Raw genomic sequence first — 25,259 nt, 5'->3', positions numbered from 1 at the left:
GAAGAACAGGCGGTGGCATGCGGGTGTACGCTAGTGCCAGCACCGCACATAAAAGTGCTGGATGATCGGCGGAAAAGCCGCAAGAATTGAACATCCGTGAGAGACGGTAAGCCGACCAAGTATTCCAAGGAAGAATCGAGTTTTACGTGAGACTTTTTACTAGTGAGTCTGTCACTGAAGGACATCCAGATAAGATTTGTGATGCCATCTCTGACACTATTCTCGACGCGATGCTGCGCGAGGATCCACACTCGCGCGTCGCCGTTGAGACCGTTGTCACCACCGGGCTTGTCCACGTTGTGGGAGAGGTGCGGACATCGGGTTACGTGGAGATTCCACAGCTCGTACGCGAGAAGCTGAAGGAAATTGGCTTCACGTCCTCCGAGGTCGGCTTCGACGGCACCACCTGTGGTGTGACCGTGGCGATCGGTGAACAGTCAAAGGAAATCGGCGACGGTGTGGATACCTCTCACGAGGCTCGTTCCGGTGCCGTTGAGGACGACTTGGACCAGAGCGGCGCCGGCGATCAGGGGCTCATGTTTGGTTACGCTTCCAATGAGACACCGGAGCTGATGCCCCTTCCCATCGCACTTGCACACCGCCTCGCCCGCCGCCTGACGGAGGTGCGCAAGCAGGGTATCGTGCCCCATCTCCGCCCTGACGGAAAGACGCAGGTTACCTTCGCATATGAGGAGGACGGAGCGACACCGAAGTACCTCGACACGGTCGTTATCTCCACGCAGCATGACCCTGAGATCACACAGGACTGGCTTGCGGAGCAGATGCGGGAGCACGTTATTAAGTCTGTCATCGCAGACATGGGCTTGGACAATCTCATCACCGAGGAGCTCACCGTCCTGATCAACCCCTCCGGGTCCTTCACCGTCGGCGGCCCAATGGGCGACGCGGGACTCACAGGCCGCAAAATCATCGTTGACACCTACGGTGGCATGGCTCGCCACGGTGGTGGTGCGTTCTCCGGCAAGGATCCCTCGAAAGTGGACCGTTCTGGTGCCTACGCAATGCGCTGGGTAGCAAAGAATATCGTGGCTGCTGATCTTGCGGATCGCTGTGAGGTCCAGGTTGCATACGCAATCGGTCGCGCCCACCCGGTGGGGCTGTACGTAGAGACGTTCGGCACCGCTAAGCACGGGCTCACCAATGACCTCATTCAGGGTGCCGTGAGCAAGGTCTTCGATCTACGTCCGGCAGCAATCATCCGCGATCTGGATCTGCTCCGGCCGATTTACGCACAGACGGCTGCGTACGGTCACTTCGGCCGCACGGATATCGATCTGCCCTGGGAACACACCAATAAGGTCGATGATCTCCGCACAGCCCTGCTAACATAGGCAAACATGCCAGTCGCCCGCGTCCCCGCTCCTCACCAGCCGGTGGCGCGGGTTTTGCCGTTGCTGGGGCTGCCACACCTCGACCGTCTTTTTGACTACTATGTGCCCGCCGCTTTTGACGAGCAGGTTCTCATCGGCTGTCGGGTGCGCATCCGGTTCTCTGGCAGGCTTGTCGACGCCCTGGTGTACGCCCGTGCATCATCCAGCGAGCACTCGGGGAAGCTCAGCTATATCGACCGGGTCATCTCCCCGGCACCGGTCCTCACCCCGGCGATCGCTCGTACAGTCGAAATGCTGGCAGACCGCTATGCAGGCATTCGGTCGGATATTCTCCGCGCTGCTATCCCTACTCGGCATGCCGGCGCAGAAAAGGCCGATTTCTCCACCCCCTGGGAGGATTTGGGGACCCCGAGTGAGCCAGATCTGTCGGGGTGGACGAGCTACCGGTTCGGGCCGTCCCTCGTCGACGCGATTATTGCTCGGGTGGGGGAACAGCCACGTCCGCACGTCATAGACACGTGGTTAGAGATTGCGAAACGCCCGGAAACGTCCCCCCCGAGACTCTCCGTGGTGCAAGGAGAAGCCAAAGATGATGGGAGCGCAACCAACAGCGACACTCAAACCACGTCCCGTCCTGTGCTGCGGTTGGTGCAGGAAGAGCCGGTGGCCACCGACCCCGCCGACGAAGAGTCCGGTAAGTCCGCGAAAAAGAAAAAAGGTAAGCGGCGCGCTCCAGATTCGTGGAAGCAAAAACAACACCCGCCGAGGGTCATTCCTCAACCAGCTGATTCCGGAGAAACACATGCGCAGACAGGAGCTGAGGATACTCATGCCCGCATAGGGGCTAAGGATGGAGAGAGCATTTTTGGGGACCGCGTTACGCCATCGACAGGCACCCCGGTGGATGAAGACGATGTTCTCACCGAACATCCGGAAGCCAATGCCCACGGAGTTCAGTCCTGGGCTGATAAGCGCCCCTCGGTTTCTGCCTCTGTGCCGGACTATTCCGATGAAGAACACGGTGACGCGCCAAGTACCAATGCTCCCAGCAGGGATACGAGCAAGGACGCAGGTGCTCATTCCGAAGGTGGTGTTGGCGCCTGTGCCAATGCCGGTAGCAATGCCAGCACGGCTGATCGTCCAGCAGCCGTTCCACGCGCTGCATGGCAAGTTCTCCCCGGCGAGAAATGGGAAGAGCCCGTGGCAGCGCTGGCGACGAAAGTAGCGATCGATGGTGGTGGTGTTCTCATCGTCGTTCCGGATGCACGCGATGTCGCGCGAATCGACGCGCAGCTGCGTACGAACATCTCGCCGCGGCAATTTGTCACACTGGAGGCTTCACTCGGGCATCAGGCACGTTACAGGCGCTTCCTTTCCATTCTGTCAGGTCAGGCACGTATTGTTGTAGGAACCCGGTCAGCGGCCTATGCGCCCGTTCATAACCTCGGCCTCATCGTGTGCATGTTCGATGGGGATGATTCGCTTGCCGATCCTCGAGCCCCGTACTGCCATGCGCGAGAGATATTGACTACTCGTTCGACGGTGGAAAAGGTACCACTCATCATCGGCGGGTACTCGCGGACAGCGGAAACGCAGCTTTTTGTTTCCTCTGGATGGATGCATTCCCTGGAAGCTCCGCGAGGAGTGATTGAGCAACGTCGCCCGCGCATTGAGGCAGTGGGTGACCAGGCATCGGCCTTCGATCGAAATCCAGTGGCCGTAAACGCACGCATTCCGTCGCTGGCTTTCGCCGCAGCCCGTGAAGCCCTGGGCCGTGAGCTACCCGTGTTGGTTTCTGTGCCACGAGCAGGCTACATTCCCACACTGGCCTGTCAGGATTGCCGTGCCCCTGCCCGTTGCCGGTATTGCAACGGCCCGCTGCGCCTCAAACAGGGTGATAACCAGGCCCCACCGTTTTGTGGGTGGTGTGGAAAACCTGCCGCTAACCACAGGTGCCTGGAATGCGGTTCGCCGAGGTTACGAGCTGTTGTGCGCGGAAGCGACCGGACTGCAGAGGAACTAGGTCGGGCGTTCCGAAACGTGCCAGTAATCAGCTCCTCGAGTGACCACATCATTGACGATGTCGACAGCGGTCCGCGCATCGTTGTCGCCACCCCGGGTGCCGAGCCCCGTGCAGAAGAAGGGTTCGGCGCAGCACTGATTTTGGATACCTGGTCGGTACTGTCGCGTGCTGATCTGCGTGCTCACGAGGAGGCGATCGCTCAGTGGGCCGAGGTAGCAGCACGAGTGCGGCTCGATGGGCGCGTGGTTATCATGGCTGAGCCTTCACTTGCAGTTGTACGTTCTTTTCTTCAATGGAATATGACGGGTGCGGCTGAACGGGAACTAGCCAGTCGTGCGGAGGTTGCTTTTCCCCCGACTGTGCATATGGCGGCCATTGACGGCCCGATGGAGACGATTTCTCAATTTGTCGAGGAGGCCGAACTACCGGAGCAGTCGGAGATCCTCGGTCCGGTTGATTTGCCGGTCGGTATCCGGATGCCGGCGGAATACGATACCGGCGAGTGGGGAATTCCTCAGCGGATCCTCATCCGCAGCCCGCTCGGTCCCCGCTCGGAGCTGGGGAGTGCCTTGCGTCGTGCACGAGCTTTGAATAGCGCGCTAGCGAACCGGACGAGAATGCGCGTTCACGTCGATCCGCTGCACATCGGTTAGTGCTTAGGTCATGCTCAGCAGTTCGTCCTTAGCCTCACATCGATTAGTGCTTTAGACTTGACCAGCGCGAAGACGTAAAATGCCCCAGAGACGCTGCTTTGTGGGTAGTGAAACCGCCGTGAGCCACACGAGAGGATCGCTAGAGCCATCCTAGAAACATGCTCGAGGCTTGCTCGAGACATACTCGAGATAGAGTAACGGACCTGTGGTGTGCGATAGAAAGCAAAAGAGAAAGGGAAGACTGGAACGATATGATCAGGAAACTGCGCTTAATGGGAGACCCTGTTCTCGTATCTGAAGCTGAGCCCGTCGATGAGGTAACCGCCTCCACCAAGACACTGGTGTCCGACATGCTTGAGACGATGGACAGCGCTGGTGGCGTAGGTCTTGCCGCAAATCAGGTTGGTGTCCTCCAGCGAGTGTTTGTGTACGACTGCCCGGTAGACGACTCAGATCCCAACCCTGATCGGGAGTACAAGCGTGGTGCCATCATCAACCCGGTTTGGGAACCAGTCGGTGAAGAAATGCAACTCGGGCAAGAGGGGTGCCTTTCCATTCCTGACGTATACGCGGATACCGAGCGTTATATGAACGTGCATGTTACAGGGTTGGATGAAAATGGTGACAACGTTGACTTCGAAGCCACGGGGCTTCTGGCTCGATGCATTCAGCACGAGACCGATCACCTTGACGGTGTTCTTTTTATCAAGCGCCTGACTAAAGAGCGCCGTAAGGAAGCCATGAAAGAGATCCGTAACTCCGAGTGGTTCTTGAGCAATAATTAACAGGACAGCGCCCCGCAGGTGACCCCCGTTGCACACATCATGGAAAGAGAAATAAGTAAATGAGGATCCTTTTTGCTGGCACTCCGGAACCGGCTGTCGCAACGCTGGAAAGGCTGATAGCTTCAGACCACGAGGTGATCGGAGTGGTCACGCGACCCGACGCACGGCGCGGGCGCGGACGGACTCTGCATCCTTCTCCCGTGGCGGAATGTGCAGACAAACACGGCCTGCCGGTGTACAAACCTGAAACCCTGCGGGGTAATAAGAGTTTTGTTACTTTGCTCAAGGAGCTCGCCCCTGACTGTGTCCCGGTCATCGCCTACGGCAATCTCATTCCCGAAGAGCTGTTGGACATCCCGGAACACGGATTCGTCAACGTTCACTACTCCCTGTTACCCCGTTGGCGTGGAGCAGCACCCGTGCAGGCAGCAGTCGCCGCAGGAGACGACCAGACGGGAGCTACAATCTTCCGCATCGATGCCGGCCTGGACACTGGCCCCGTCCTGTCCACAGTCACAACCGCCATCACAGCCGATGACACGGCCGATGACCTGCTGACTCGACTTGCCTACGAAGGTGCGGATCTCTTGGTTCAAACACTGACGGACCTGGAGCAGGGCGCGGTTGTTCCCGTTCCCCAGGAAGGCGAAGCAACGTACGCCCACAAGCTCGATAAAGATACCGCCCGCATAGACTGGGAAGAGTCAGCGGATGTAATCGACCGCAGGATCAGGGCGTTCACACCTGCACCCGGTGCATGGACGCAGTGGGACGGCGCGAAAGTAAAACTCGGCCCGGTTTCACCGCTGCCGTGTACGCAAGCCCCAACATCATCCTTGCCGCCTTCATCGCAGGTCAGCCTCTCACCAGGGGAGGTTCGAATTGAGAAGAACAATGTGTTTGTCGGTACAGGTTCCGTTGCAGTGGCACTGTCTACTGTGCAGGCTCCGGGGAAGAAGATGATGGATGCTCCATCGTGGGGCCGGGGAGTTCAACAACAAGACGGAATCGTGTGGAAGTAGGACGGAGCGCAAGCGATGAGTGGTGGATTTAGGTCTCGCAGTAAGAAGGCATCGACGGCGAGCACGGGTTCCAAGCGGGAGCCCCGTAGCGAAGCAAACAGGGGTGCTGATGGCCAGCATCCCGAGCAGCGTGGACGTATCAGTGTCGGCGGCAAGCGTCATGCCGGAAATCTGGATGATGCGCAGGCGCAGGAGCAGAAGGGGCCTGCAGGCGAAAAGAACGGTGGCGGAGGAAATCGTGGCCGGATCAACCAGCGGGACAACAACCGAAGTGACCACAGAGGTGGCGGACGCAACGGCCGGAGAGGCGGAGGTAGAAATGACCGTCCGCGTGGCGGTAACGACCGGCGACGCGGCGAGCGGAATGATAGGCGAGGCGGCGGCCGGTCACGTGGCCAGGACGCATCATTCGAGGTACCCGACGTTGACACCCCACGCCTGATTACGCTCTCGGCTCTCGGTGCGGTGTTTAACGACGGTGCCTACGGAAACATCGCCTTGCCGCGGGAAATTACGGAGGCCGGGTTGAGTGGCAGAGATGCCGCTTTTGCTACCGAGATTGGCTACGGCACCATGCGGATGGTCGGTGTCCTAGACGAGATCATCGGCAGCTGCTCCAGTCGTCCCATGAGCGAGCTTGATCCCATCGTTCTCAACGCACTGCGCATGGGTATCTACCAACTCCTGTACACCCGGGTCGAGGATCACGCTGCTGTGGATACGTCCGTTCGACTCGTGCCCCAGAGGGTAAAAGGGTTTGTCAATGCGATCCTGCGGGCGGTGCAAAAGAAGCCCCTTGAGCAGTGGATCGAAGAACTGGCACCGGAGGGGAAACTGGCTCAGCTGGCGTTCCGTACCGGTCACCCGGAATGGATCGCGCGTAGTTATCTAGCAACGCTATCCGCTCCTAGCGGTGCCGTCCCATCCGCAAATGGGGTGGGTACTGAGTCATCTGCAGATGGGGCGCGTGCTGATGCCTCCGCTGCCCGCTCCGACCCCTCTACTGATCCTTCCGCTGAACCCTCTACTGGTTCTTCCACCATTCTTTTCGACGAACTCGCAAAGGCCTTGGAAGCAGATTCCACGCGGCCAATCGTTCACCTGGCGGCGAAGCCGGGGGAGATTTCCGCTGACGAACTGGCGTTGATTACAGGAGGCGAGGAAGGGGCCTACTCGCCGTACGCGGTTTACCTCGAAGGCGGCAACCCCGCAGACATCGAACCTGTCCAGGAAAAGCTCGCATTTATCCAGGATGAGGGATCGCAACTCATCGGCGCGGCGCTCGTGCGCGTCGATGTAGACAACGATGCTGGCCGGTGGCTCGACCTGTGCGCGGGTCCCGGTGGCAAGGCGACGATGATCGGTTCTCTCGCTGCGATTGATGGGGCCACGGTGACCGCCGTAGAGATTGCACCGCACCGTGGTGATCTCATCCGGAAGGCGACGGAGGGCTTGCCCGTCACCGTCGTGGTTGGTGACGGCCGAACTGTTGACGTCGGCTCCAGCTTTGATCGAGTGCTCGTCGATGCTCCCTGTTCCGGGTTGGGTTCCCTGCGTCGTCGCCAGGAATCGCGCTGGACGAAGGACGAGAGCGACATCGAGGAGCTCACCGCGCTCCAGTACGAACTCCTGGAGGCCGGAGTGTCTCGGTGCAAGCCAGGAGGCGTTGTGGTGTACTCCACGTGCTCACCCGATCTGCGCGAGACGCGCGAGATCGTTGACAAGGCCCTGGTCACTCTTCCCGTAGAGGAACTAGACGCACATCCGCTCGTTGCCCCGATGGACAACGTGGGACGCGAGAAATCTGTGCAGATGTGGACGTATCGCCATGGCACGGATTCGATGTTCTTTGCCGTGCTGCGCAAGAAAGCCGAATAGGTAGCTAGAATAAAACGAACCTAAAGGCCAGATCGGGCCGATCTGCCTGATGGGGCGGATCTGCTGGATGGGGCCGATCTGCTCGATGTGCAACATGGAGCAGGTTGGTTCGTGGGAGGGGCGCTCGCAACAGGAGCGCTCCTTTCGTTTTGGGACGGCGAAGGACTCCGTACCCCGGATACCCCGCAACTGGGGAGATGGGTTCTGGTACTTAGCCACCGGAATCTGCAACGTGGCTAGTATTGGTGGCATGACACTACCTACTCGTCCCATTATTGCCCCGTCGATTCTGGCTGCGAACTACGCAGCTCTGGGAGAAGATATCGCCAAGGTCGATAACGCCGGCTGGATCCACGTCGATATCATGGATGGACACTTCGTCCCCAACCTTTCCTTCGGTGCCGATGTGACGAAGGCCGTCAACGAGGTGACCGACCAAATTCTTGACGTTCACCTCATGATCGAGGAGCCAGAAAAGTGGGTCGACAACTACATCGAAGCCGGTGCGGATTGCGTCATCTTCCACGTCGAGGCTACCGATGACCCGCGCCCACTTCTCGTTGCTCTACGCGAGAAAGGTGTCCGCGCCGGATTCTCTGTTAAACCCGGTACCCCCATCGAGGATTACCTCGACCTTGTTGATATCGCCGACCTCGTGCTCGTGATGAGTGTCGAGCCCGGCTTCGGCGGGCAAAAGTTCATGCCCGACATGCTCGACAAGGTGCGCACACTCCGTGAGTACATCGACAAGAAGGGGCTGAGGACCCTGATCGAAATCGACGGGGGTGTAGGAGAGGGCACGATCACGAAGGCTGCCGAGGCTGGCTGCGATGCTTTCGTGGCTGGTTCCGCGGTGTTCGGGAAGGATGATCCCCACGCAGCCGTCGACAAGCTGAAGGAGCTTGCAACCCTGTGACCGCGAGAGGACCACTAACCTCGATTCCCGGGGGAGATCCCCCCACACCACGGATCCCCGAACACCATCGCCTGGGAGTGGACGCAGCCATCACAGCAGGTGAGGAGGCAGTTGGACGAGCGCGTCCAAACCCCGCTGTTGGGTGCGCGCTTGTCAAAAATGGCAGAGTCATCGCCACCGGCTCCACCCAGCGCGTTGGCGGGCCACACGCAGAAATCATGGCACTGCGAGCTGCCGGTGAGGATGCGCGCGGGGCAACAGCGTACGTTACCCTCGAGCCGTGCAACCACACTGGCCGTACAGGCCCGTGCTCACACGCACTCGTCGAGGCGGGTATCGCGACGGTGGTATACCTCACCCCAGATACATCGACCCCTGAAGCAGCCGGGGGAGGCGACTACCTCAAAAGCCACGGAGTAGAGGTGGAGTATCTCCCTGTCGCCGTCGGTGCGCTGACTCCGTGGTTGTTTGCACAGCGGAACCACCGACCCATGTTCACCGTGAAAGTTGCTCACACCATCGATGGGTATGCTGCTGCTTTGGACGGAACGAGCCAATGGATCACCGGAGAAACGGCACGCGCCTACGCTCATAGGGATCGATCCAGGCGGGATGCCATCCTCGTGGGTACAGGGACCGCTCTCGCCGATAACCCTTCACTCACAGCCCGTCGGGAGGACGGGAGCCTGTACGAAAACCAGCCGGACAAGATCGTTTTCGGCTCGCGCCCGGTGCCACGGGATTACCACCTCTATGAGACCGGGTTCATTCAAGTGGACACTCTGGAAGAGCTCGTGCAGCTGCCGTACAACGACATCCTCGTGGAGGGTGGTCCTGGCGTGTTGTCCACTTTGTTTACCAACGACCTTGTCGATACCATTCATTCTTACGTTGCGTCGGCGGTACTCGGCGCGGGAATCCCCCTCATCTCCACGGGATGGGGCACCTCCATACAAGACATAAAGCGGTTCAGCCGCACCGACACGATCAATCTTGGCGACGATGTCCTCATCGTCCTAGAAAGGCACGGCAGTTGTTTACAGGGCTTGTAGAAGAAGTCGGGCACATCGCTAGGCTCGAAGCCGCCGACGATTCCGTTATTCTCACTGTCAACGCGGACACAGTGCTCGACGGCGTGCACACCGGCGATTCCATCTCCGTCAATGGCGTGTGCTTAACTGTGACCGCATTCACCGACGAGAGCTTTCAAGCAGACGTGATGAAAGAATCCCTCGACCGCTCGAATTTGGGCGCGCTCAGTGAGAGAAGTCCCGTTAACCTCGAGCGCGCTGCTGAACTGGGTTCACGCCTTGGTGGCCACCTTGTTCAGGGACACGTCGATGGCGTTGCCACTCTGCTACAACGGACTCCAGGAAGCCACTGGGAGGTTTTCCGCTTCACCTTGCCTGCAGCTTTGTCCAGGTACGTGGTGGAAAAGGGATCCATCTGTGTCAACGGCACATCCTTGACCGTTTCGGGAGTTAGCGCGACAGGGACGTTGACCGAGGGGAACACTTCGGACGCGTGGTTCGAGGTGTCACTTATTCCGACGACACTCCGTGACACGAATCTCGGTACGTTGGAACCGGGGGACAGCGTCAACATCGAGGTAGACGTGATTGCGAAGTACGTGGAAAAGATGCTGACACCCGACACGGGTTACGCACGCATGACAGACTAAGGTGAACAAGGTGACTGAAAGCGTAAAACTCGATACCGTTGACGAGGCCATTGCAGAGATTGCCGCAGGCAAGCCCGTCGTTGTCGTTGACGACGAAGATCGCGAGAACGAGGGCGACATCATCTTTGCCGCAGAGAAAGCCACCCCTGAGCTTATGGGGTTCCTTGTCCGGTACTCGTCGGGCTACGTCTGCGCCCCGCTCACTGGAGCAGACTGCGATCGACTGCAGCTTCCGCCGATGGTTCAGAACAACCAGGACGTGCGCGGCACTGCCTACACCGTGACCGTAGACGCGGCCACGGGATCGACCGGTATTTCGGCGATGTCGCGCTGTGAGACGGTTCGACGGCTTGCGAGTGCGACCTCTACTCCGGATGATTTCACCCGACCGGGTCACGTGGCCCCACTGCGCGCACGGGAAGGTGGGGTGCTCGTTCGGGCAGGCCATACGGAGGCTGCGATCGATCTCGCTCGTCTTGCTGGGCTGCGGCCAGCCGGTGTGTTGTGTGAGGTCGTGTCCGAGGACGATCCGACCGACATGGCTCGCTTGCCGGAACTTCGTCGCTTTGCAGACACGCACGGTTTGAAGCTGATCTCCATCGCGCAGCTCATCGAGTGGCGTCGCGCGCACGAGAAGCTAGTGGAGCGGGTAGCAGAGACCCGGCTTCCCACCGAGTACGGACAGTTCAAGGCATACGGCTACACCTCGCTTGTCGACGGTGTGGAACACGTCGCGCTCGTGGCAGGGGAGATAGGCGATGGCGAGAACATCCTCGTTCGCGTGCACTCCGAATGCTTGACAGGCGATGTGTTTGGCTCGCGGCGTTGCGACTGCGGGCAGCAGCTCCACGCCGCGCTGAAGAAGATTCAGGATGAGGGGCGTGGCATCCTGCTGTACATGCGTGGACATGAGGGGCGCGGGATCGGGCTCCTTGCCAAGCTGAAGGCTTATCAGCTACAGGATGAAGGGGCCGACACGGTAGATGCGAACCTCGCACTTGGTTTCCCGGCAGACGCACGTGAATACGGAACCGGTGCCCAGATTTTGGCGGATCTGGGCGTGAAAAGCCTGAGGCTGATAACCAACAATCCGTCGAAGCGCGTCGGGCTGGACGGATACGGGATTGATATCGTCGGCCGTGTTCCGATTTCCGTTGAAGTGAGTGAAGATAACTACCGGTATCTGGAAACCAAACGTGATCGCATGGGGCACCAGCTGCCTGAGCTCGATGAGTTTGCCCACACCCACGAGTCCTTTGTTGAGGCACTCCACAGCAACCGCACCCCTGAGCAATAAGACGGAGGCTCCGCGGATCGCGTGCGGCCTTCGCATCATCCATTGGTATAGTTTCTCTGTATCCGTGCCCAGCAGCGACGGTTGGGTCGAACAATAAAACAAAGGAAGTGTAGATATGTCCGGAGCAGGGTTGCCGACGTTTGGCAGCATCGATGCGACGGGTTTAGCCGTTGCTGTGGTCTCCTCGACGTGGAACGAGGAGATAACCGACATCCTCCATGCCCACGCCGTGGCTAAGGCGAAAGAACTCGGTGCGCGCGTATACGACGTGCGCGTTGTTGGCGCACTTGAAATCCCTGTAGTGGTGGCCAAGCTGGCTCAACACTTCGACGCAGTTGTAGCAACCGGCTGCGTGGTAAAGGGAGGAACACCGCACTTTGACTATGTGTGCGACTCTGTCACCGAAGGGCTGACCCGCATTGCCTTGGACACGGGGACTCCGATCGGCAACGGAGTCCTCACGACCAACACGCTTGAGCAAGCGCGGGAGCGCTCGGGTGTGGAAGGTGCAAGCGAAGATAAAGGCGCGGATGCGATGTTTGCGGCGCTGCACACAGCGCTCACGCTGCGGAAGATTGTCAAAGACGCTGGCAGCTGGAAATAGTGCCGAGGAGTACAGGCAGCAGAGGAGATAATGATGAGTGAACAAGAAGCACCAAAAGATCAGCAGTCGGCGGGTGAAGCGGTGAACGCTCCTACACCAGGAGAGAGCACGCAGAATCCGGCGGATGAGCAAGAGATCACACGCATGGTGGCGCTTGACCCCACCATCTCTTCTTCTAAACCGTGGAAGTTCGAGGTTCGCTCACCGTACTTGACCAAGGTCATGATCGTCGCGATGGTCATTGTTGTGCTTGGTGCGGCATTCATGACGGTTGCCGTGGGCATGGACGAAAACGGTGCTGCCCTTTCCGTGGCTGATGACCTCGCTTTTATCGGTATCGGGATCATTGGTCTGTTCCTGTGCCTCCTCATCCGCCGGCCGCGCGTTCGTGCCAATGAAGATGGCGTGGAGGTTCGTAACTTCCTCGGGACGCGGTTTTATCCGTGGCAGATCGTGTACGGCCTCGCGTTTCCTAAGGGCGACAGGTGGGCTCGGCTCGAGCTTCCGGAATTTGAGTTCGTTTCCATGCTGGCTTTTCAAGCCGGAGACGGTGAACATGTGGTGCGCAAAGTGCACGAGTTCCGCGAGCTTGAGAACGCATACATGCCAGACGAGTAAGCGATGTTTCCTCCACGCCACCTATCTGCTGCGTGGCGTGTGCCTACGGCGATTACGTAGAACCCTGCTCTTCACATAACTCTGCTTGTCACATGACTCTGCTCGTCGCATGTCAGCGCCAGAAAGTGTGGCGGCAACCCCGCTCTGACGAGTGGGGTTCGGTTTTTTTGGGGCACCGATGGACGTAGAGGAGGAATTCACGTGGGCTACATTGGTTGTAGTTTGTGGAAGGAAGTGTGTTTGTGGCAGACCCGTTGAGCTACCGTCCCGCACCGGGAACGATCCCGGAGGAACCGGGGGTATACAAGTTCCGTGATGCACATAAGACGGTGATTTACGTCGGCAAGGCAAAGAACCTGCGTGCCCGTTTGGCAAACTATTTCCAGCCACTGCAAGATCTCCACCCGCGGACGAGACAGATGGTGACCACGGGAGCGTCTGTGGAGTGGACGGTAGTTGCTTCCGAGGTAGAAGCGCTGCAGCTCGAATATACGTGGATCAAGAAATTCGATCCCAAGTTTAACGTCATGTATCGGGACGATAAGACGTATCCGATGCTGGCTGTTTCTTTGAAAGAGCAATACCCGCGAGCTTTCCTCTATCGCGGTCCGAGGCGGAAGGGCGTCCGATACTTTGGCCCCTATTCTCATGCGTGGGCAATTCGCGAAACCCTTGACCTGCTTACGCGCGTATTCCCGCTTCGAACCTGTTCGAAGGGTGTTTTCAACAGGCAACGGCAGCTAGAACGTCCGTGTCTTTTGGGGTACATCGACAAGTGCAGCGCCCCGTGCGTGGGCCGGGTGAGCGTCGAAGAGCACCGCGAGATCGTTAACGGTTTCTGTTCCTTTATGGCAGGGCAGACGGATGCGGTGACACGGAGCTTGAAGCGCGAGATGAATCAAGCCGCAGAGGAGCTGGACTTTGAGAAGGCAGCTCGGCTACGCGACAATCTGGGAGCGATCTCCAAAGCAATGGAACGTCAGTCCGTCGTGTTCGGCGACGGTACAGATGCAGATCTGATCGCCTTTGTCACAGACGAGTTGGAGGCCGCCGTGCAGATTTTCCACGTGCGGGGCGGGCGCATCCGTGGCCAGCGTGGGTGGGTCGTGGAGAAGGAAGGAGACGAGCCCATTGCTGAACTCATGCAGGACTTCCTCATGCAGTTCTACAACGATGCAAGTCTGGCAAAGCAGGAGACAGCAGTGGAACTGGAGCGCCGTGGCGTAGATCAGCTCTCGCACACGGAGGTTTCCCATAACAGCGTGGTTCCGAAAGAGGTCCTCGTCCAAGAGCTTCCGCTAGACGTGGAAGCTGTTCAAGAGCAGCTGGAGCACCTCCGTGGCGCACAAATTTCGCTTCGCGTACCCCAACGCGGGGAAAAGCGAGAGCTCATGGAGGTTGTTGAAAGAAACGCGAAAGAAGCGTTGAAGCAACACAAACTTAAACGGGTAGGCGATTTGACGGCCCGTTCCGCTGCCATTGAACAGCTCAAAGAGTACTTGGAGATGGATGAGGCGCCTCTCCGTATTGAGTGCACGGATATTTCCCATATTCAGGGCACCGATGTCGTTGCGTCTCTGGTTGTGTTCGAAGATGGGCTACCTAAGAAATCGGATTACCGCCGCTACATTATCCGTGATGAACCTGGAAATGATGTGGCTTCCATTGCGGAAGTAACGCGTCGTCGCTTCAAACGGCACAACGAGGACAAGCGCGCGATGCCGGAGGAAGATGAATTTACCGATGTGGAGGCGACGAAGCGTTTTGCCTACCCGCCACAGTTGTTCATTGTGGATGGTGGCCTGCCACAGGTGCATGCTGCTGCCGAGGTCTTCGAAGAGCTGGGAATCACCGATGTGAAGCTCATTGGATTGGCAAAGCGGCTTGAGGAGGTGTGGATTCCCGATGATGATGATCCGCTCATCCTCCCTCGATCGTCGGAGGGACTGTACCTGTTGCAGCATGTGCGCGACGAAGCTCACCGCTTTGCGATCACTTTTCACCGCCAGAAGCGGTCGAAGCGACTTCGGGTGTCTGAGTTGGATTCGATCCGTGGTCTCGGTGCGCAGCGAAAGACTGACCTGGTCAAACACTTTGGCAGCGTAAAGCGACTGAAGGAGGCAAGCCTAGACCAAATTGAGGAGGTAAAGGGGATTGGCCCCAAGCTCGCAGAATCGATTTTCTCCGCTCTTCATCCTGATACAGGCAGCCGACGGGTAGCCGAAACCAAGCCTGTTGCTGATACCAAGCCTGTTGCTGATGCCAAGCCGGTAGCTGATGCCTAGCCTGTAGCTGCCTAGCCTGTAGCTGGCACCTGGCCTGAAGGCGCTGTTTAATCTCTTAATCTCACTGCGTTGCTGCCAGCGCTGAGGTTGGGAGATAGTTTGGCTATTCGCGGGCTTCCCCGCGCGCTTGTCACTGAACAGCCAGCCTTCGGGTGCTCCTAGGGGACGAAAGTGGTGGGACGCGAATTGTGCCATCTGACAGGTAGGGCGGTTACCAGCCAAGATGCCCACCTTCCTCTCGTTGTGGGAGACCGTAAGGGCACGGATTACGGTTCGAAGGAGCGTCGATTAGCAAACAAAGACGGTAGAGTTGAAGCCATGATCAACGATCCAGGGACCCCGAAAGCCAAGGAAGAAGGGAAAGGTAGCAGCAACCGACCCGTGCTGCTCACCGGAATGTCCGGGGCGGGGCTGAATACCGCCTCGCGAGTGTTGGAGGATATGGGGTTCTTCGTGTCGGAGAACTTGCCTCCACAGGTCATCCTTGAGCTTGTAAAACTTAGTTTTGCAGAGGATTCACCTGTAAATAAACTCGCTGTTGTTACGGATGTCCGTTCGCGCGACTTTCGCGGTGGCCTGACGCAGACCATTGATGAGCTGGCAGCACGTGGGCATAACCCCATAGTGATGTTCCTTGAAGCTCGCGATGATGTCCTCATTCGTCGTTTCGATTCCGTTCGCCGAACCCATCCACTCCAGGGCTCGGGGACACTACAAACGGGAATTTCCCGCGAACGGCAAATCCTTTCTTCGATCAAGGAAAACGCCGACATCGTCATTAACACCTCGGATCTCAGCATCCATGATCTCCGCCGCGCCATTGAAGCTAGGCTCGCCACCATTGCCCAGATGAAGCGACACATCACCGTGCTTTCCTTCGGCTTCAAGCATGGAGCACCAGCAGATGCTGACCTGATCGTTGACGCGCGGTTCCTGCCTAACCCGTATTGGGTCCCGGAGCTACGCCCATTTCGTGGCGTAGACAAGCCCGTGTCTGACTACGTCCTCAGCCAGCCCGGAGCGCAGGAATTCGTGGACAAGTTTGTCGACATGCTCAAGACAATGGTTCCGGGTTATCGGCGGGAAGGAAAAAACTTCATCACTATCGGAGTGGGTTGCACAGGTGGCCATCATCGCTCCGTTGCTGTCGCTGAGGAAATTGCGCGTCGTCTGCGGGAAAGTGGCGAGGAAGTCTCCGTTTCCCACCGCGACATCACGAGATCATAAACGGCAGATCGGAGAAGGCTGATAATTCGCGCGAGTGAGTGACGTCGGTGTGTGTCCCGGTGTGGGGCCTCGTCGGGGTCATAGGATCGTGAAAGTAATCTACATACTATCGATAGGGTGGCTGAGCGCTACCCGACGATCAAGACGAGTGAAGAAAGGGTGACACGTGGCAAAAATCGTGTGTTTGGGCGGCGGCCATGGACTTTTTCAGACTTTGACGGCTTTCCGCCTCAAAGGGGAGAAGGACATTACAGCAGTGGTTTCCGTCGCAGACGACGGTGGCTCGTCGGGGCGAATCCGGAAAGAACTCGAGCAGATTCCACCGGGTGATCTTCGGATGGCCATCGCCGCGTTGACACCTGACCGGGAGAATATAGGCTCCGTCCCCTGGGAAGATCTCCTGCAGCACCGCTTTGGAGGCCACGGCGCTCTTGCCGGACACGCGGTGGGAAACCTTCTTATCGCAGCCTTTACCGAGATGCTTGGAAGCTCCGTAGCGGCTCTCGATACAGTGGTGAAAGCGGTAGGTGCCGTTGGCAGAGTTCTTCCCGTCAGCTGCCAGCCACTGCAGATTGAGGCCGACGTGTCGGGTCTTGACCACACCAACATCGGAAATATCTACCCCGTGCGCGGTCAGGTGGCTGTCGCTTCTACTACCGGTGCTGTGCAGAGAGTCCGACTCATTCCGCAAAACCCGCGACCGTGTGCGGAAACGATGGAAGCTATCCGCCGAGCGGATATCATCACCTTGGGGCCGGGCTCCTGGTTTACTTCTGTCATCCCCGATGTGCTTATCCCAGGTATCGAGCAGGCTATTAACGACTCGTCAGCCGTCACTGTCGTGGTACTAAACCTGTCCGCCGAACCAGGTGAAACTGCAGGGTTTACAGCGGAAAGGCACCTCTACGCGCTCAAGAGGCATTCGCAGCGCTTACACGTGGATTATTTCCTGGTCGATCAGAACATGGTGAACTCGGAGAAGGAGCAACGCGAACTCGTCATCTCCGCCTCCGATTTTGGTGCCACAATTCTGTTTAGAGATCTGTGTGAAAAGGACGAGTTTGGCACTCCCACTGATAGGCACGATCCTGAGCTGCTCGGTGAGGCGTTGGACGAAGTGCAGCGGGCAGCACGCTCTTAGGAGACACCGACGTGCCGGGGATGTTCGTGCTGCAACGGTTACCGTGGAGCGCGTTCTAGGACTACAGTTGTAACCTCAAGCAACGGCACTTCATGCAGTCAATAACTAGCTAGCGCAGTTTGTGGATACCTCCAACACGCTGCCACTGCCGACACGTTGGAGACGAAGAGAGAGGCATCGAGGTATGACGCTTACAGACGATGTAAACGCGGAGTTGGTGACAGTTCCCCTGGAACGCACCTCTGCTGCGGCGGAGCTCGCCACCTTCATCCGACTCAACGGTAGCTTCGAACAAGATCCAGAATTCGTTTTGAAGATCACGTCCGCCACTCCTCGCGTGCTCGACCGATTGGCCGTGCTACTGCATGAGGAGTTCATGCGAGATGCGGAGATTGCGGGGGATACCCTCGTTGTCCGAGATGGAGTGGCAGCACTTATCCGAAAGTTGGGACTCGTTACTCGGGCCGGTGAACCCGTACGCGGTCTGCCCGTCTTCATAGTAAACGGAACCATGTTGGATGCGGAATCGGCGTGGCGTGGTGCATTTCTCGCAGCCGGCACGCTCATGGAGCCGGGGAGGAGCTCGTCGCTCGATATCCAATGCCCCTGCCAAGAAGTGGCTCTTGCTTTGGTCGGGTGCGCCCGGCGGCTTAACCTCGTCGTGAAAAGTAGGGAAGTGCGGGGCTTCGATCGCGCTGTAGTCAAAGACGAGCACGATATCGGCGCGCTTCTCACCCGTTGCGGTGCTCCACGGACCCGAATCGTGTGGGAAGATGAGCTGAAGAAGAAGCAAAAGAGCGCCTCAAACTCCCGTCTTGCTAATTTCGACGACGCAAATATGAGGAGATCGGCGCAGGCCGCCGTCGCAGCGGCAGCGAAAGTTAGTCGCGCTCTTGAAATTCTCGGAGACGATGTGCCGGATCATCTCGCCGAGGCCGGGCATCTGCGAATCACCTATCGTCATGCGTCCCTGGAAGAGCTGGGGAAGCTTGCCGATCCGCAAATGACGAAGGATGCCATAGCCGGACGCATCCGGCGCCTCCTCACCACTGCTGATCGTCGGGCGAAAGAGTTGGGGATCCCGCCAACGGCGGAGGCACTGAAGCATCTCGACGAAGCCGAATAAAGCACGAGGCAAAAGCTGGATCAGCGGTGTCTGCCGGCGGCGTGAGCCGCGTATGTTGTAGCGATGGGGAGCCGCTTCACCGTTCGCGGTCCACTGCCACTCATGGCCGTCCACATCCTCCACTTTTGTGAAAGAGCTAGAAGAAAATACGGTGTGTGACCAAAAACACAAAGGTGAACCTTTTGTGTATCACTAACGGGGGCGTGGGCGCGTGCAGCGTTCGTCCAATCGGACAATTTCCCACTAAAACGGGCGTAAATAAAACTCGATTTTGCGATTGTGTTCGTGCAAACGATACCAAACGGGCAAATATGGAAGGCGAAAATGCCCGCTTGGGGAGTAAAACCGGGCGCGTAAAACTTTTGATTCATGCAGGAACCGAAATATCCCGGTACAGTTAGACACGTGGAGTTGGAAAACGAAACACAGCGTCGCACGGCCGGTTCTTGGTAAGAGAAACACCTTCCAAGGGCCACCATAAGAGCACAGTCGAGATGTGGGATTGCGAAACGGTTTCCCAGCGACTGCGCGCACAGGGCAGCAGTTCCTGTTACGGCGAAAGCGGTTTTCCAACAAAACACGAACTGCACAACAAATTTCAAGGAGATAAACGTGACTGTACGTGTAGGTATTAACGGCTTTGGTCGTATTGGCCGTAACTTCTTCCGCGCTGTTCTCGAGCGTGGTTCCGACCTGGAAATCGTGTCCGTCAACGATCTGACCGACAACAAGACCCTGGCTCACCTGCTCAAGTACGACTCCATTCTTGGCAAGCTCTCCGATGACATTACCTACGACGATGAGTCCATCACCGTCGACGGCAAGCGCTTCATCGTTCACTCCGAGCGCGACCCCAAGAACCTCAAGTGGGGCGAGGAGAACGTGGACATCGTTATCGAGTCCACCGGTATCTTCACCGAGCGTTCCGCCGCTGCAGCCCACCTCGAGGCTGGCGCCAAGAAGGTCATCATCTCTGCACCGGGCAAGAACGTTGACGCAACCTTCGTCGTTGGTGTGAACCACACCGACTACGATCCCGAGAACCACGTCATCGTGTCCAACGCGTCCTGCACCACCAACTGCCTCGCTCCCGTGGCAAAGGTGCTCAACGATACCTTCGGCATTGAGCGTGGCCTCATGACCACCGTTCACGCTTACACCGGCGACCAGCGCATCCACGACGCTCCGCACCGCGACCTGCGCCGCGCCCGCGCCGCTGCCCAGAACATCGTTCCGACCTCCACCGGCGCTGCTAAGGCTGTCGCCCTGGTTCTTCCGGAGCTCAAGGGCAAGCTGGACGGCTACGCACTCCGCGTTCCGGTCATCACCGGCTCCCTCACCGACCTCACCATCGATGTCGCTAAGGAGACCACCGTTGAGGAGGTCAACGCTGTGGTGAAGAAGGCTGCTGAGGGCGAGCTCAAGAACGTTCTCGGTTACACCGAAGATCCGATCGTCTCCACCGACATCGTCACCGATCCGCACGGCTCCATCTTCGACGCTGGCCTCACCAAGGTTATCGGTGGCACCCAGGTCAAGATCGGTTCCTGGTACGACAACGAGTGGGGCTACACCAACCAGCTCGTTCGCCTGACCGAGTTCATGGCTGCAAAGTTCTAAGAGCAGGTTCATAAACCAAGTACCTATCCTCGTGCCAAACGGAAAACGTGGCGAGGAAATGCCTTGGCTTTTTGCTCAAGCCCCGCATCCTGGCACTACGCGAGGGTGCGGGGCTTTTTGGGTCAGCACGTGTTTTCACACCGAGACCCTCCCGCAACTAACGCGCCCATACACTTTCTTTACAAACAAGGAGTATCTATATGGCTGTTAAGCAGCTGAAAGACCTCATCGAGGCCGGTGTAGAGGACCGCTACGTCCTCGTCCGTTCTGACTTCAACGTCCCGCTGGATGATGATCGCAACATCACCGACAAGGGTCGCATCACCGCCTCCCTACCCACCCTCAAGGCGCTTGTCGACGCTGGTGCCAAGGTGGTCATCATGGCTCACCTCGGTCGCCCGAAGGGTGAGGTTAAGCCCGAGTTCTCCCTCAAGCCCGTTGCTGAGGCTCTGAGCGAGGAGCTTGGCCAGTTCGTTGCTCTCGCTGGCGATGTCACCGGCGAGGACGCACACGAGCGCGCCAATGGCCTCAACGCAGGCGACGTGCTCCTGCTGGAAAACGTTCGCTACGATCCCCGCGAGACCTCCAAGAAGGAAGAGGAGCGCGCAGAGTTCGCCGATGAACTTGTCGCCCTCGTCCCCGGTGGTGCTTTCGTGTCCGATGGTTTCGGTGTTGTCCACCGTGCCCAGACCTCCGTCTACGATGTCGCCAAGCGCCTTCCGCACTACGCAGGCGAGCTCGTGAACAAGGAGATCTCTGTTCTCGGCTCTGTGGCTAAGGATCCGAAGAAGCCGTACGCTGTTGTGCTCGGCGGCTCCAAGGTTTCTGACAAGCTCGGCGTTATTGAGGCTCTGGCAACCAAGGCAGACAAGATCATCATTGGTGGTGGCATGTGCTACACCTTCCTCAAGGCTCAGGGCTACAACGTGGAGAAGTCCATGGTTGAGGACGATATGGTTGATACCTCGAAGAAGCTTCTTGAGGAGTACGGCGACAAGATTGTGCTGCCGGTTGACCTTGTGTGGGCTGACAAGTTCGACAAGGATGCCGAGAAGAAGATCGCCGATCTGGATAACCCGCCGGCTGGCTGGCTCTCCCTCGATGTGGGACCGGAAACCGTGAAGAAGTACGCGGAAGCCCTGTCCACCGCTAAGACCATTTTCTGGAACGGCCCCATGGGCGTGTTCGAGTTTGAGAAGTTCTCTGACGGCACCCGTGGTGTCGCTGAGGCCATCATTGCTGCTACCGATAACGGTGCATTCTCCGTCGTCGGCGGTGGCGACTCCGCAGCCTCCGTACGTACGCTGGGTCTGCGCGAGGAAGGTTTCTCGCACATCTCCACCGGCGGTGGCGCATCGCTCGAGCTGCTGGAAGGCAAGGATCTGCCCGGCATCAAGGTACTGGAAGAGGAGAACTAATCATGGCACGTAAGCCGCTTATTGCAGGCAACTGGAAGATGAACAACGACCACCTAGAGGCCCTCAAGGAGGTTCAGGCGTTCGCGTTCGCACTGGAAAAGCACGACGATTACTTTGAGAAGGTCGACGCTGCGTTCCTCGTCCCATTCACCGACATCCGCTCCGTGCAGGTGTTCGCAGAGTCCGAGAAGCCGAAGTTCACCTACGGCGCACAGGACATCTCCACCCATGACAAGGGTGCCTTCACCGGTGAAATCTCCGGCACCATGCTGAACAAGCTGGGCTGCACCTACGTCATCACCGGCCACTCCGAGCGCCGCGAGTACCACGGTGAAACCGACGAGCTGGTGGCTGAGAAGTCTCGCGTTGCTATCGAAAACGGCCTGACACCGATCATCTGCGTCGGTGAGAGCCTTGATGTCCGTGAAGCCGGCAACCATGTGGAGTTCGTCGTTGAGCAGACGAAGAAGTCCATTGAAGGCATCAAGAATATTGAAGATGCTGTCATTGCCTACGAGCCTGTGTGGGCTATTGGTACCGGCAAGGTTGCGACGCCGGAGGATGCTCAGGAAGTGTGCGCCGCGATCCGTGAGGTCGTGGGCGAGAACGTTCGCATTCTCTACGGCGGCTCCATGAAGGCTGAGACGGCCGCTGACCTTATCGCGCAGAAGGATGTCGACGGCGGTCTCGTCGGCGGCGCTTCCGTCCACGGTGAGGACTTTGCAAAGCTTATCGCTAACGCTGCAACGAGCCTGTAACTAACGTCCGCTCAAAGCCTCTTCGGAATGTTCCGGAGAGGCTTTTTGCATTTACGACCTTTGCATTCGGAATGTGTTGCTGATGGATCCTAGCTTGTCGACGATCACCTCGACGGTATCCCCATCAGTCACCCTCTCCTTGGGAGACCGAGCAAACCCAACGCCGCTGGGGGTTCCGGTAGCAATGACATCTCCGGGATTGAGTGGATAGATATGGGACATGTACGACACGATGGTGGCGGGGGAGAAGACGAGGTCTGCAGAATTGCCACACTGTTTTTCCACACCGTTGACAAGGGTGGTGATGCTAAGTCCTGAACCGCACTCGTCTGTAGTGGTCATCCACGGTCCGAAGCCAGACGAGCGGTAAAATGACTTGCCTTGGTGCCACTGCACAGTACGGTTCTGGTAGTCCCGCATCGTCGTATCGTTCATGATGGCAAATCCCGCGATGCCTTCCTCCGCGACGTTTTCATCGGCTTGGTAAACACGGCGACCGATGACGATGGCGAGTTCCCCTTCCCAGTCGATACTGCCGGTGGCATAAGAGGGGACAGACACATCAGCAAAGGGGGCTGCAACGGCATCAAAGAATTTCGTGAAGACAGTGGGGTAGGCGGGCAATTCGCGACCCATCTCCTCGATGTGGCGGCGGTAGTTCACGCCTACACAGATGATCTTCCGCGGCTCCAACACAGGGCAGAGGAGATCTTCCCGGCGTATGTGTAGCACTGTGTTGCGGGCAGCGCTGTGAGACGTGATACGGGATGCGGAGTACACGGACGTAAGGGAGTCCCTCCACGTCGGCATTGCTAGAAGGCTCGCCACGTCTCTAACACCTGGAACCGGGAGCACCTGCACAGTGCCCGGCGTACGCCCAGCCTCATCCAGATCACTGAGGATAATGGCGCACGTTGTGTGCTCTTCCGTGTCTGTTCCCGCCATGCGGATAGTTCCGAGCTTCATCAGTGCTCCTTGCAAAATAGGATTGTTCGACATCTTCATTGTAAGAGTCGGGGGAGCAGCTCTGAGGGGTTTCAATATGGTGCCGACGGATTCGCGAAACACCAGCCCCGGAGACATCAGTCGGAAGAATCGTAGTGTATAGTTAGTGCTTGCGCTTCAAGGTATGAACGCATAGGCTTCATACTTTCAGGAGTAAGACATTTCAGATCACCACCGTAAAGGATGAGTACGTACATGACCCTGGCACTTCAGATCATCTTCGTCATCGCAAGCCTGCTCATGACGATTACCATTCTCTTGCACAAGGGCAAGGGTGGCGGTTTGTCGAGCCTCTTCGGTGGTGGCGTACAGTCCAATCTCTCTGGTTCCACCGTCGTGGAGAAGAACCTTGACCGCCTGACCATCGTCATGGTTGTCATCTGGGTCGGCTGCATTATCGCGCTAAACCTAATCCAGTCCTACGGCCTCTAAAACCCCGCGTCGCCGTAGACTCGTAGATCTTTCCCGCTCCTCTGCTAAAGCAGCCAGGGGCGGGATTTTTGCATCTCAAAAAGAATTTGTAGCACTGGTCTAAACTAACCTTTACCATCCCTATTTCCCGGCGCGGCGTGTGCTGTTGTCACGGAGAACCAAAGGACAAATCAAAAGACCAACCAAAAAGCGAGGTGCCAATGCGATACAAAACTCTTGGCTGGATCGTCGTCGGTGCATTTATAGCACTACTCGCTTTGCCTTTTGTCCTCTTAGCAGCCGACCAAGCCTGGATTGGGGTCAAAAGAGCGGACATAGATACTCCAACACTTCCTTCTCAGGTTGCCGTTACAGGGGTGGCTGCCACGGAGGAAACGAAGGGAGGAAAAAACCTGTGGTTCCAGTCGCACAGTGACGGCACGTACGAAAGTGAGCTAAAGGATGGGTATTATTCCTCGCCCCTCGTGCGTGTGGGAAGCGATGAATTCCTCTATGCGGACGATGAGCAACTTGTTTTCGCTCAGAACCTGCGCGGTGGGGAGGAAAGGCGGCTGCAGCCAGGCTACAAATTGGGCTACATGATCTCCGGGATCACCTCCGACAGTGGCGAACACGCCCTGGTGATGTCCAATCTGTCCTGGAACGATCCAACACCCCGCGAGAACGGAACTTTTGTGTACACGCTGACAGATGGCGAAAGAGAAAAATCCATACTTCTGGATTATGAGGCATTCAGCAGCGTCGTTACCGATGACGGACAGGCACTCATCGTCACACCCGATGACAACTTTTTGGGGTTCTGCGTTACAACGTTCAGCTACGAAGAGGAAAAGAATACCGAGTGTCTCGAACCATTAGTTGGGAAGTACCTCAACGATCCCATAGTGGATGTCATTGACGGAAGCGCGAAACTCTTTTCTGAATGGATCACAGATGAGCAGTCTAAGGGATGGGTTCTGTACGAGCAGACCGACCGTGGATGGGAATTAGTAAACGAGCAACAAGCCACCGAAGAGACATCGCCGGGGAAGAGGCTCGAATCGGAACGGAGCTTTACCAAAGAAGGGAAGGTGTATTGGTTTACCGAAGAACCAGGATTATCCTCGTTCGCATTTCCAACAAGGGAAGACTCAGAGCTGGAGATTCACCATGACTCTCTAGCTGACGTGATGGACGGGGAGCTCATGTCGTTCACAGTCGACGGCGACATCATACACTGTGTGAGCGCCCGAAAGGACCAAGGGGAGGATGCACAGTTTGTCAGCTCGTTTAACCTCAAAGATCTGACTAAGCACACAGGCCCGTGGCTTATTCCTCGCACGTTTGAGACGCGCGGAATCTTTGACGTTCCCCGTCCTATCACGGTTATCTATTTCACAGATGATGCCACACTGCAACAACTAGGTGTGACGAGATGA

Annotated in this window: 21 protein-coding genes; 20 read left to right on the top strand and 1 reads right to left on the bottom strand. The window is 57.6% G+C overall.

Going from position 1 to position 25,259, the window contains the following annotated elements:
* The first annotated feature begins 146 nt into the window (after nucleotides 1-146).
* The 18 genes from metK (at nucleotide 147) to tpiA (ending at nucleotide 22,404) form a co-directional block, all read left to right on the top strand.
* Entirely contained in the window at nucleotides 147-1,352 is a 1,206-nt protein-coding gene (metK, locus tag CGLUCO_RS06825; RefSeq protein ID WP_005394060.1) for a methionine adenosyltransferase, read from the top strand.
* A gap of 6 nt (nucleotides 1,353-1,358) precedes the next feature.
* Entirely contained in the window at nucleotides 1,359-4,028 is a 2,670-nt protein-coding gene (locus CGLUCO_RS06820) for a primosomal protein N' (protein ID WP_084036315.1), read from the top strand.
* Between the two features lie 251 nt (nucleotides 4,029-4,279).
* A complete protein-coding gene (gene def / locus CGLUCO_RS06815; protein ID WP_005389936.1) occupies nucleotides 4,280-4,813 on the top strand; it encodes a peptide deformylase in 534 nt (177 codons plus the stop codon).
* A 59-nt stretch (nucleotides 4,814-4,872) separates the two neighbouring features.
* Nucleotides 4,873-5,835, top strand: coding sequence for a methionyl-tRNA formyltransferase (gene fmt / locus CGLUCO_RS06810; RefSeq protein WP_005394057.1), 963 nt, complete (start codon nucleotides 4,873-4,875; stop codon nucleotides 5,833-5,835).
* A gap of 15 nt (nucleotides 5,836-5,850) precedes the next feature.
* Nucleotides 5,851-7,713, top strand: a complete 1,863-nt coding sequence (locus CGLUCO_RS06805; protein ID WP_084036316.1) for an RsmB/NOP family class I SAM-dependent RNA methyltransferase — start codon at nucleotides 5,851-5,853, stop codon at nucleotides 7,711-7,713.
* A 250-nt stretch (nucleotides 7,714-7,963) separates the two neighbouring features.
* A complete protein-coding gene (rpe, locus tag CGLUCO_RS06800; RefSeq protein WP_034989055.1) occupies nucleotides 7,964-8,629 on the top strand; it encodes a ribulose-phosphate 3-epimerase in 666 nt (221 codons plus the stop codon).
* A complete protein-coding gene (gene ribD / locus CGLUCO_RS06795; protein ID WP_331252790.1) occupies nucleotides 8,626-9,681 on the top strand; it encodes a bifunctional diaminohydroxyphosphoribosylaminopyrimidine deaminase/5-amino-6-(5-phosphoribosylamino)uracil reductase RibD in 1,056 nt (351 codons plus the stop codon). The genes rpe and ribD overlap by 4 nt, the downstream gene beginning before the upstream one ends.
* A complete protein-coding gene (locus CGLUCO_RS06790; protein WP_084036317.1) occupies nucleotides 9,663-10,310 on the top strand; it encodes a riboflavin synthase in 648 nt (215 codons plus the stop codon). Before ribD ends, CGLUCO_RS06790 begins: the two co-directional genes overlap by 19 nt.
* Before the next feature lies 1 nt (nucleotide 10,311).
* Entirely contained in the window at nucleotides 10,312-11,607 is a 1,296-nt protein-coding gene (locus tag CGLUCO_RS06785) for a bifunctional 3,4-dihydroxy-2-butanone-4-phosphate synthase/GTP cyclohydrolase II (RefSeq protein WP_005389949.1), read from the top strand.
* A gap of 115 nt (nucleotides 11,608-11,722) precedes the next feature.
* The gene (ribH, locus tag CGLUCO_RS06780) at nucleotides 11,723-12,211 is read left to right on the top strand and encodes a 6,7-dimethyl-8-ribityllumazine synthase (protein ID WP_005389951.1); all 489 of its coding nucleotides are present in this window, start codon (nucleotides 11,723-11,725) and stop codon (nucleotides 12,209-12,211) included.
* Between the two features lie 30 nt (nucleotides 12,212-12,241).
* Nucleotides 12,242-12,829 (top strand): PH domain-containing protein, encoded by a 588-nt coding sequence (locus CGLUCO_RS06775; RefSeq protein ID WP_005389953.1) that lies wholly within the window; start codon nucleotides 12,242-12,244, stop codon nucleotides 12,827-12,829.
* 242 nt (nucleotides 12,830-13,071) lie between these two features.
* Complete coding sequence (uvrC, locus tag CGLUCO_RS06770; protein WP_232621839.1) at nucleotides 13,072-15,114, top strand: excinuclease ABC subunit UvrC; 2,043 nt, start codon at nucleotides 13,072-13,074, stop codon at nucleotides 15,112-15,114.
* A 318-nt stretch (nucleotides 15,115-15,432) separates the two neighbouring features.
* On the top strand, nucleotides 15,433-16,341 hold the full coding sequence (rapZ, locus tag CGLUCO_RS06765; RefSeq protein WP_005394038.1) for an RNase adapter RapZ: 909 nt from the start codon (nucleotides 15,433-15,435) through the stop codon (nucleotides 16,339-16,341).
* Nucleotides 16,342-16,507: 166 nt separating this feature from the next.
* Nucleotides 16,508-17,482, top strand: coding sequence for a gluconeogenesis factor YvcK family protein (locus CGLUCO_RS06760; protein WP_005389958.1), 975 nt, complete (start codon nucleotides 16,508-16,510; stop codon nucleotides 17,480-17,482).
* Nucleotides 17,483-17,666: 184 nt separating this feature from the next.
* On the top strand, nucleotides 17,667-18,608 hold the full coding sequence (gene whiA, locus CGLUCO_RS06755) for a DNA-binding protein WhiA (protein ID WP_005394035.1): 942 nt from the start codon (nucleotides 17,667-17,669) through the stop codon (nucleotides 18,606-18,608).
* A 612-nt stretch (nucleotides 18,609-19,220) separates the two neighbouring features.
* A complete protein-coding gene (gap, locus tag CGLUCO_RS06750) occupies nucleotides 19,221-20,228 on the top strand; it encodes a type I glyceraldehyde-3-phosphate dehydrogenase (RefSeq protein WP_005389963.1) in 1,008 nt (335 codons plus the stop codon).
* A gap of 200 nt (nucleotides 20,229-20,428) precedes the next feature.
* The gene (locus tag CGLUCO_RS06745) at nucleotides 20,429-21,646 is read left to right on the top strand and encodes a phosphoglycerate kinase (RefSeq protein WP_084036319.1); all 1,218 of its coding nucleotides are present in this window, start codon (nucleotides 20,429-20,431) and stop codon (nucleotides 21,644-21,646) included.
* A 2-nt stretch (nucleotides 21,647-21,648) separates the two neighbouring features.
* On the top strand, nucleotides 21,649-22,404 hold the full coding sequence (gene tpiA, locus CGLUCO_RS06740; protein WP_005389965.1) for a triose-phosphate isomerase: 756 nt from the start codon (nucleotides 21,649-21,651) through the stop codon (nucleotides 22,402-22,404).
* A gap of 51 nt (nucleotides 22,405-22,455) precedes the next feature.
* Here the strand turns inward: tpiA and CGLUCO_RS06735 are convergent, their stop codons facing one another.
* Nucleotides 22,456-23,370 (bottom strand): fumarylacetoacetate hydrolase family protein, encoded by a 915-nt coding sequence (locus tag CGLUCO_RS06735; RefSeq protein ID WP_034988988.1) that lies wholly within the window; start codon nucleotides 23,368-23,370, stop codon nucleotides 22,456-22,458.
* A gap of 234 nt (nucleotides 23,371-23,604) precedes the next feature.
* On the opposite strand from CGLUCO_RS06735, the gene secG reads away from it, so the two are divergent.
* Nucleotides 23,605-23,841, top strand: coding sequence for a preprotein translocase subunit SecG (gene secG, locus CGLUCO_RS06730; RefSeq protein ID WP_034988986.1), 237 nt, complete (start codon nucleotides 23,605-23,607; stop codon nucleotides 23,839-23,841).
* Between the two features lie 200 nt (nucleotides 23,842-24,041).
* Complete coding sequence (locus CGLUCO_RS06725; protein WP_005389971.1) at nucleotides 24,042-25,259, top strand: hypothetical protein; 1,218 nt, start codon at nucleotides 24,042-24,044, stop codon at nucleotides 25,257-25,259.

It is taken from the genome of Corynebacterium glucuronolyticum DSM 44120 (assembly GCF_030440595.1).
Classification (GTDB): domain Bacteria; phylum Actinomycetota; class Actinomycetes; order Mycobacteriales; family Mycobacteriaceae; genus Corynebacterium; species Corynebacterium glucuronolyticum.
This window is presented reverse-complemented; position numbering and strand designations above follow the sequence as displayed.

Bases quoted from the DNA above. Each gene is read 5' to 3' on its own strand.
- def (WP_005389936.1), top strand. From the start codon at position 4,280: ATGATCAGGAAACTGCGCTTAATGGGAGACCCTGTTCTCGTATCTGAA.
- secG (WP_034988986.1), top strand. From the start codon at position 23,605: ATGACCCTGGCACTTCAGATCATCTTCGTCATCGCAAGCCTGCTCATG.
- CGLUCO_RS06735 (WP_034988988.1), bottom strand. From the start codon at position 23,370: ATGAAGCTCGGAACTATCCGCATGGCGGGAACAGACACGGAAGAGCAC.
- CGLUCO_RS06775 (WP_005389953.1), top strand. From the start codon at position 12,242: ATGATGAGTGAACAAGAAGCACCAAAAGATCAGCAGTCGGCGGGTGAA.
- fmt (WP_005394057.1), top strand. From the start codon at position 4,873: ATGAGGATCCTTTTTGCTGGCACTCCGGAACCGGCTGTCGCAACGCTG.
- whiA (WP_005394035.1), top strand. From the start codon at position 17,667: ATGACGCTTACAGACGATGTAAACGCGGAGTTGGTGACAGTTCCCCTG.
- CGLUCO_RS06805 (WP_084036316.1), top strand. From the start codon at position 5,851: ATGAGTGGTGGATTTAGGTCTCGCAGTAAGAAGGCATCGACGGCGAGC.
- rapZ (WP_005394038.1), top strand. From the start codon at position 15,433: ATGATCAACGATCCAGGGACCCCGAAAGCCAAGGAAGAAGGGAAAGGT.
- CGLUCO_RS06725 (WP_005389971.1), top strand. From the start codon at position 24,042: ATGCGATACAAAACTCTTGGCTGGATCGTCGTCGGTGCATTTATAGCA.
- rpe (WP_034989055.1), top strand. From the start codon at position 7,964: ATGACACTACCTACTCGTCCCATTATTGCCCCGTCGATTCTGGCTGCG.
- CGLUCO_RS06745 (WP_084036319.1), top strand. From the start codon at position 20,429: ATGGCTGTTAAGCAGCTGAAAGACCTCATCGAGGCCGGTGTAGAGGAC.
- tpiA (WP_005389965.1), top strand. From the start codon at position 21,649: ATGGCACGTAAGCCGCTTATTGCAGGCAACTGGAAGATGAACAACGAC.
- CGLUCO_RS06820 (WP_084036315.1), top strand. From the start codon at position 1,359: ATGCCAGTCGCCCGCGTCCCCGCTCCTCACCAGCCGGTGGCGCGGGTT.
- ribH (WP_005389951.1), top strand. From the start codon at position 11,723: ATGTCCGGAGCAGGGTTGCCGACGTTTGGCAGCATCGATGCGACGGGT.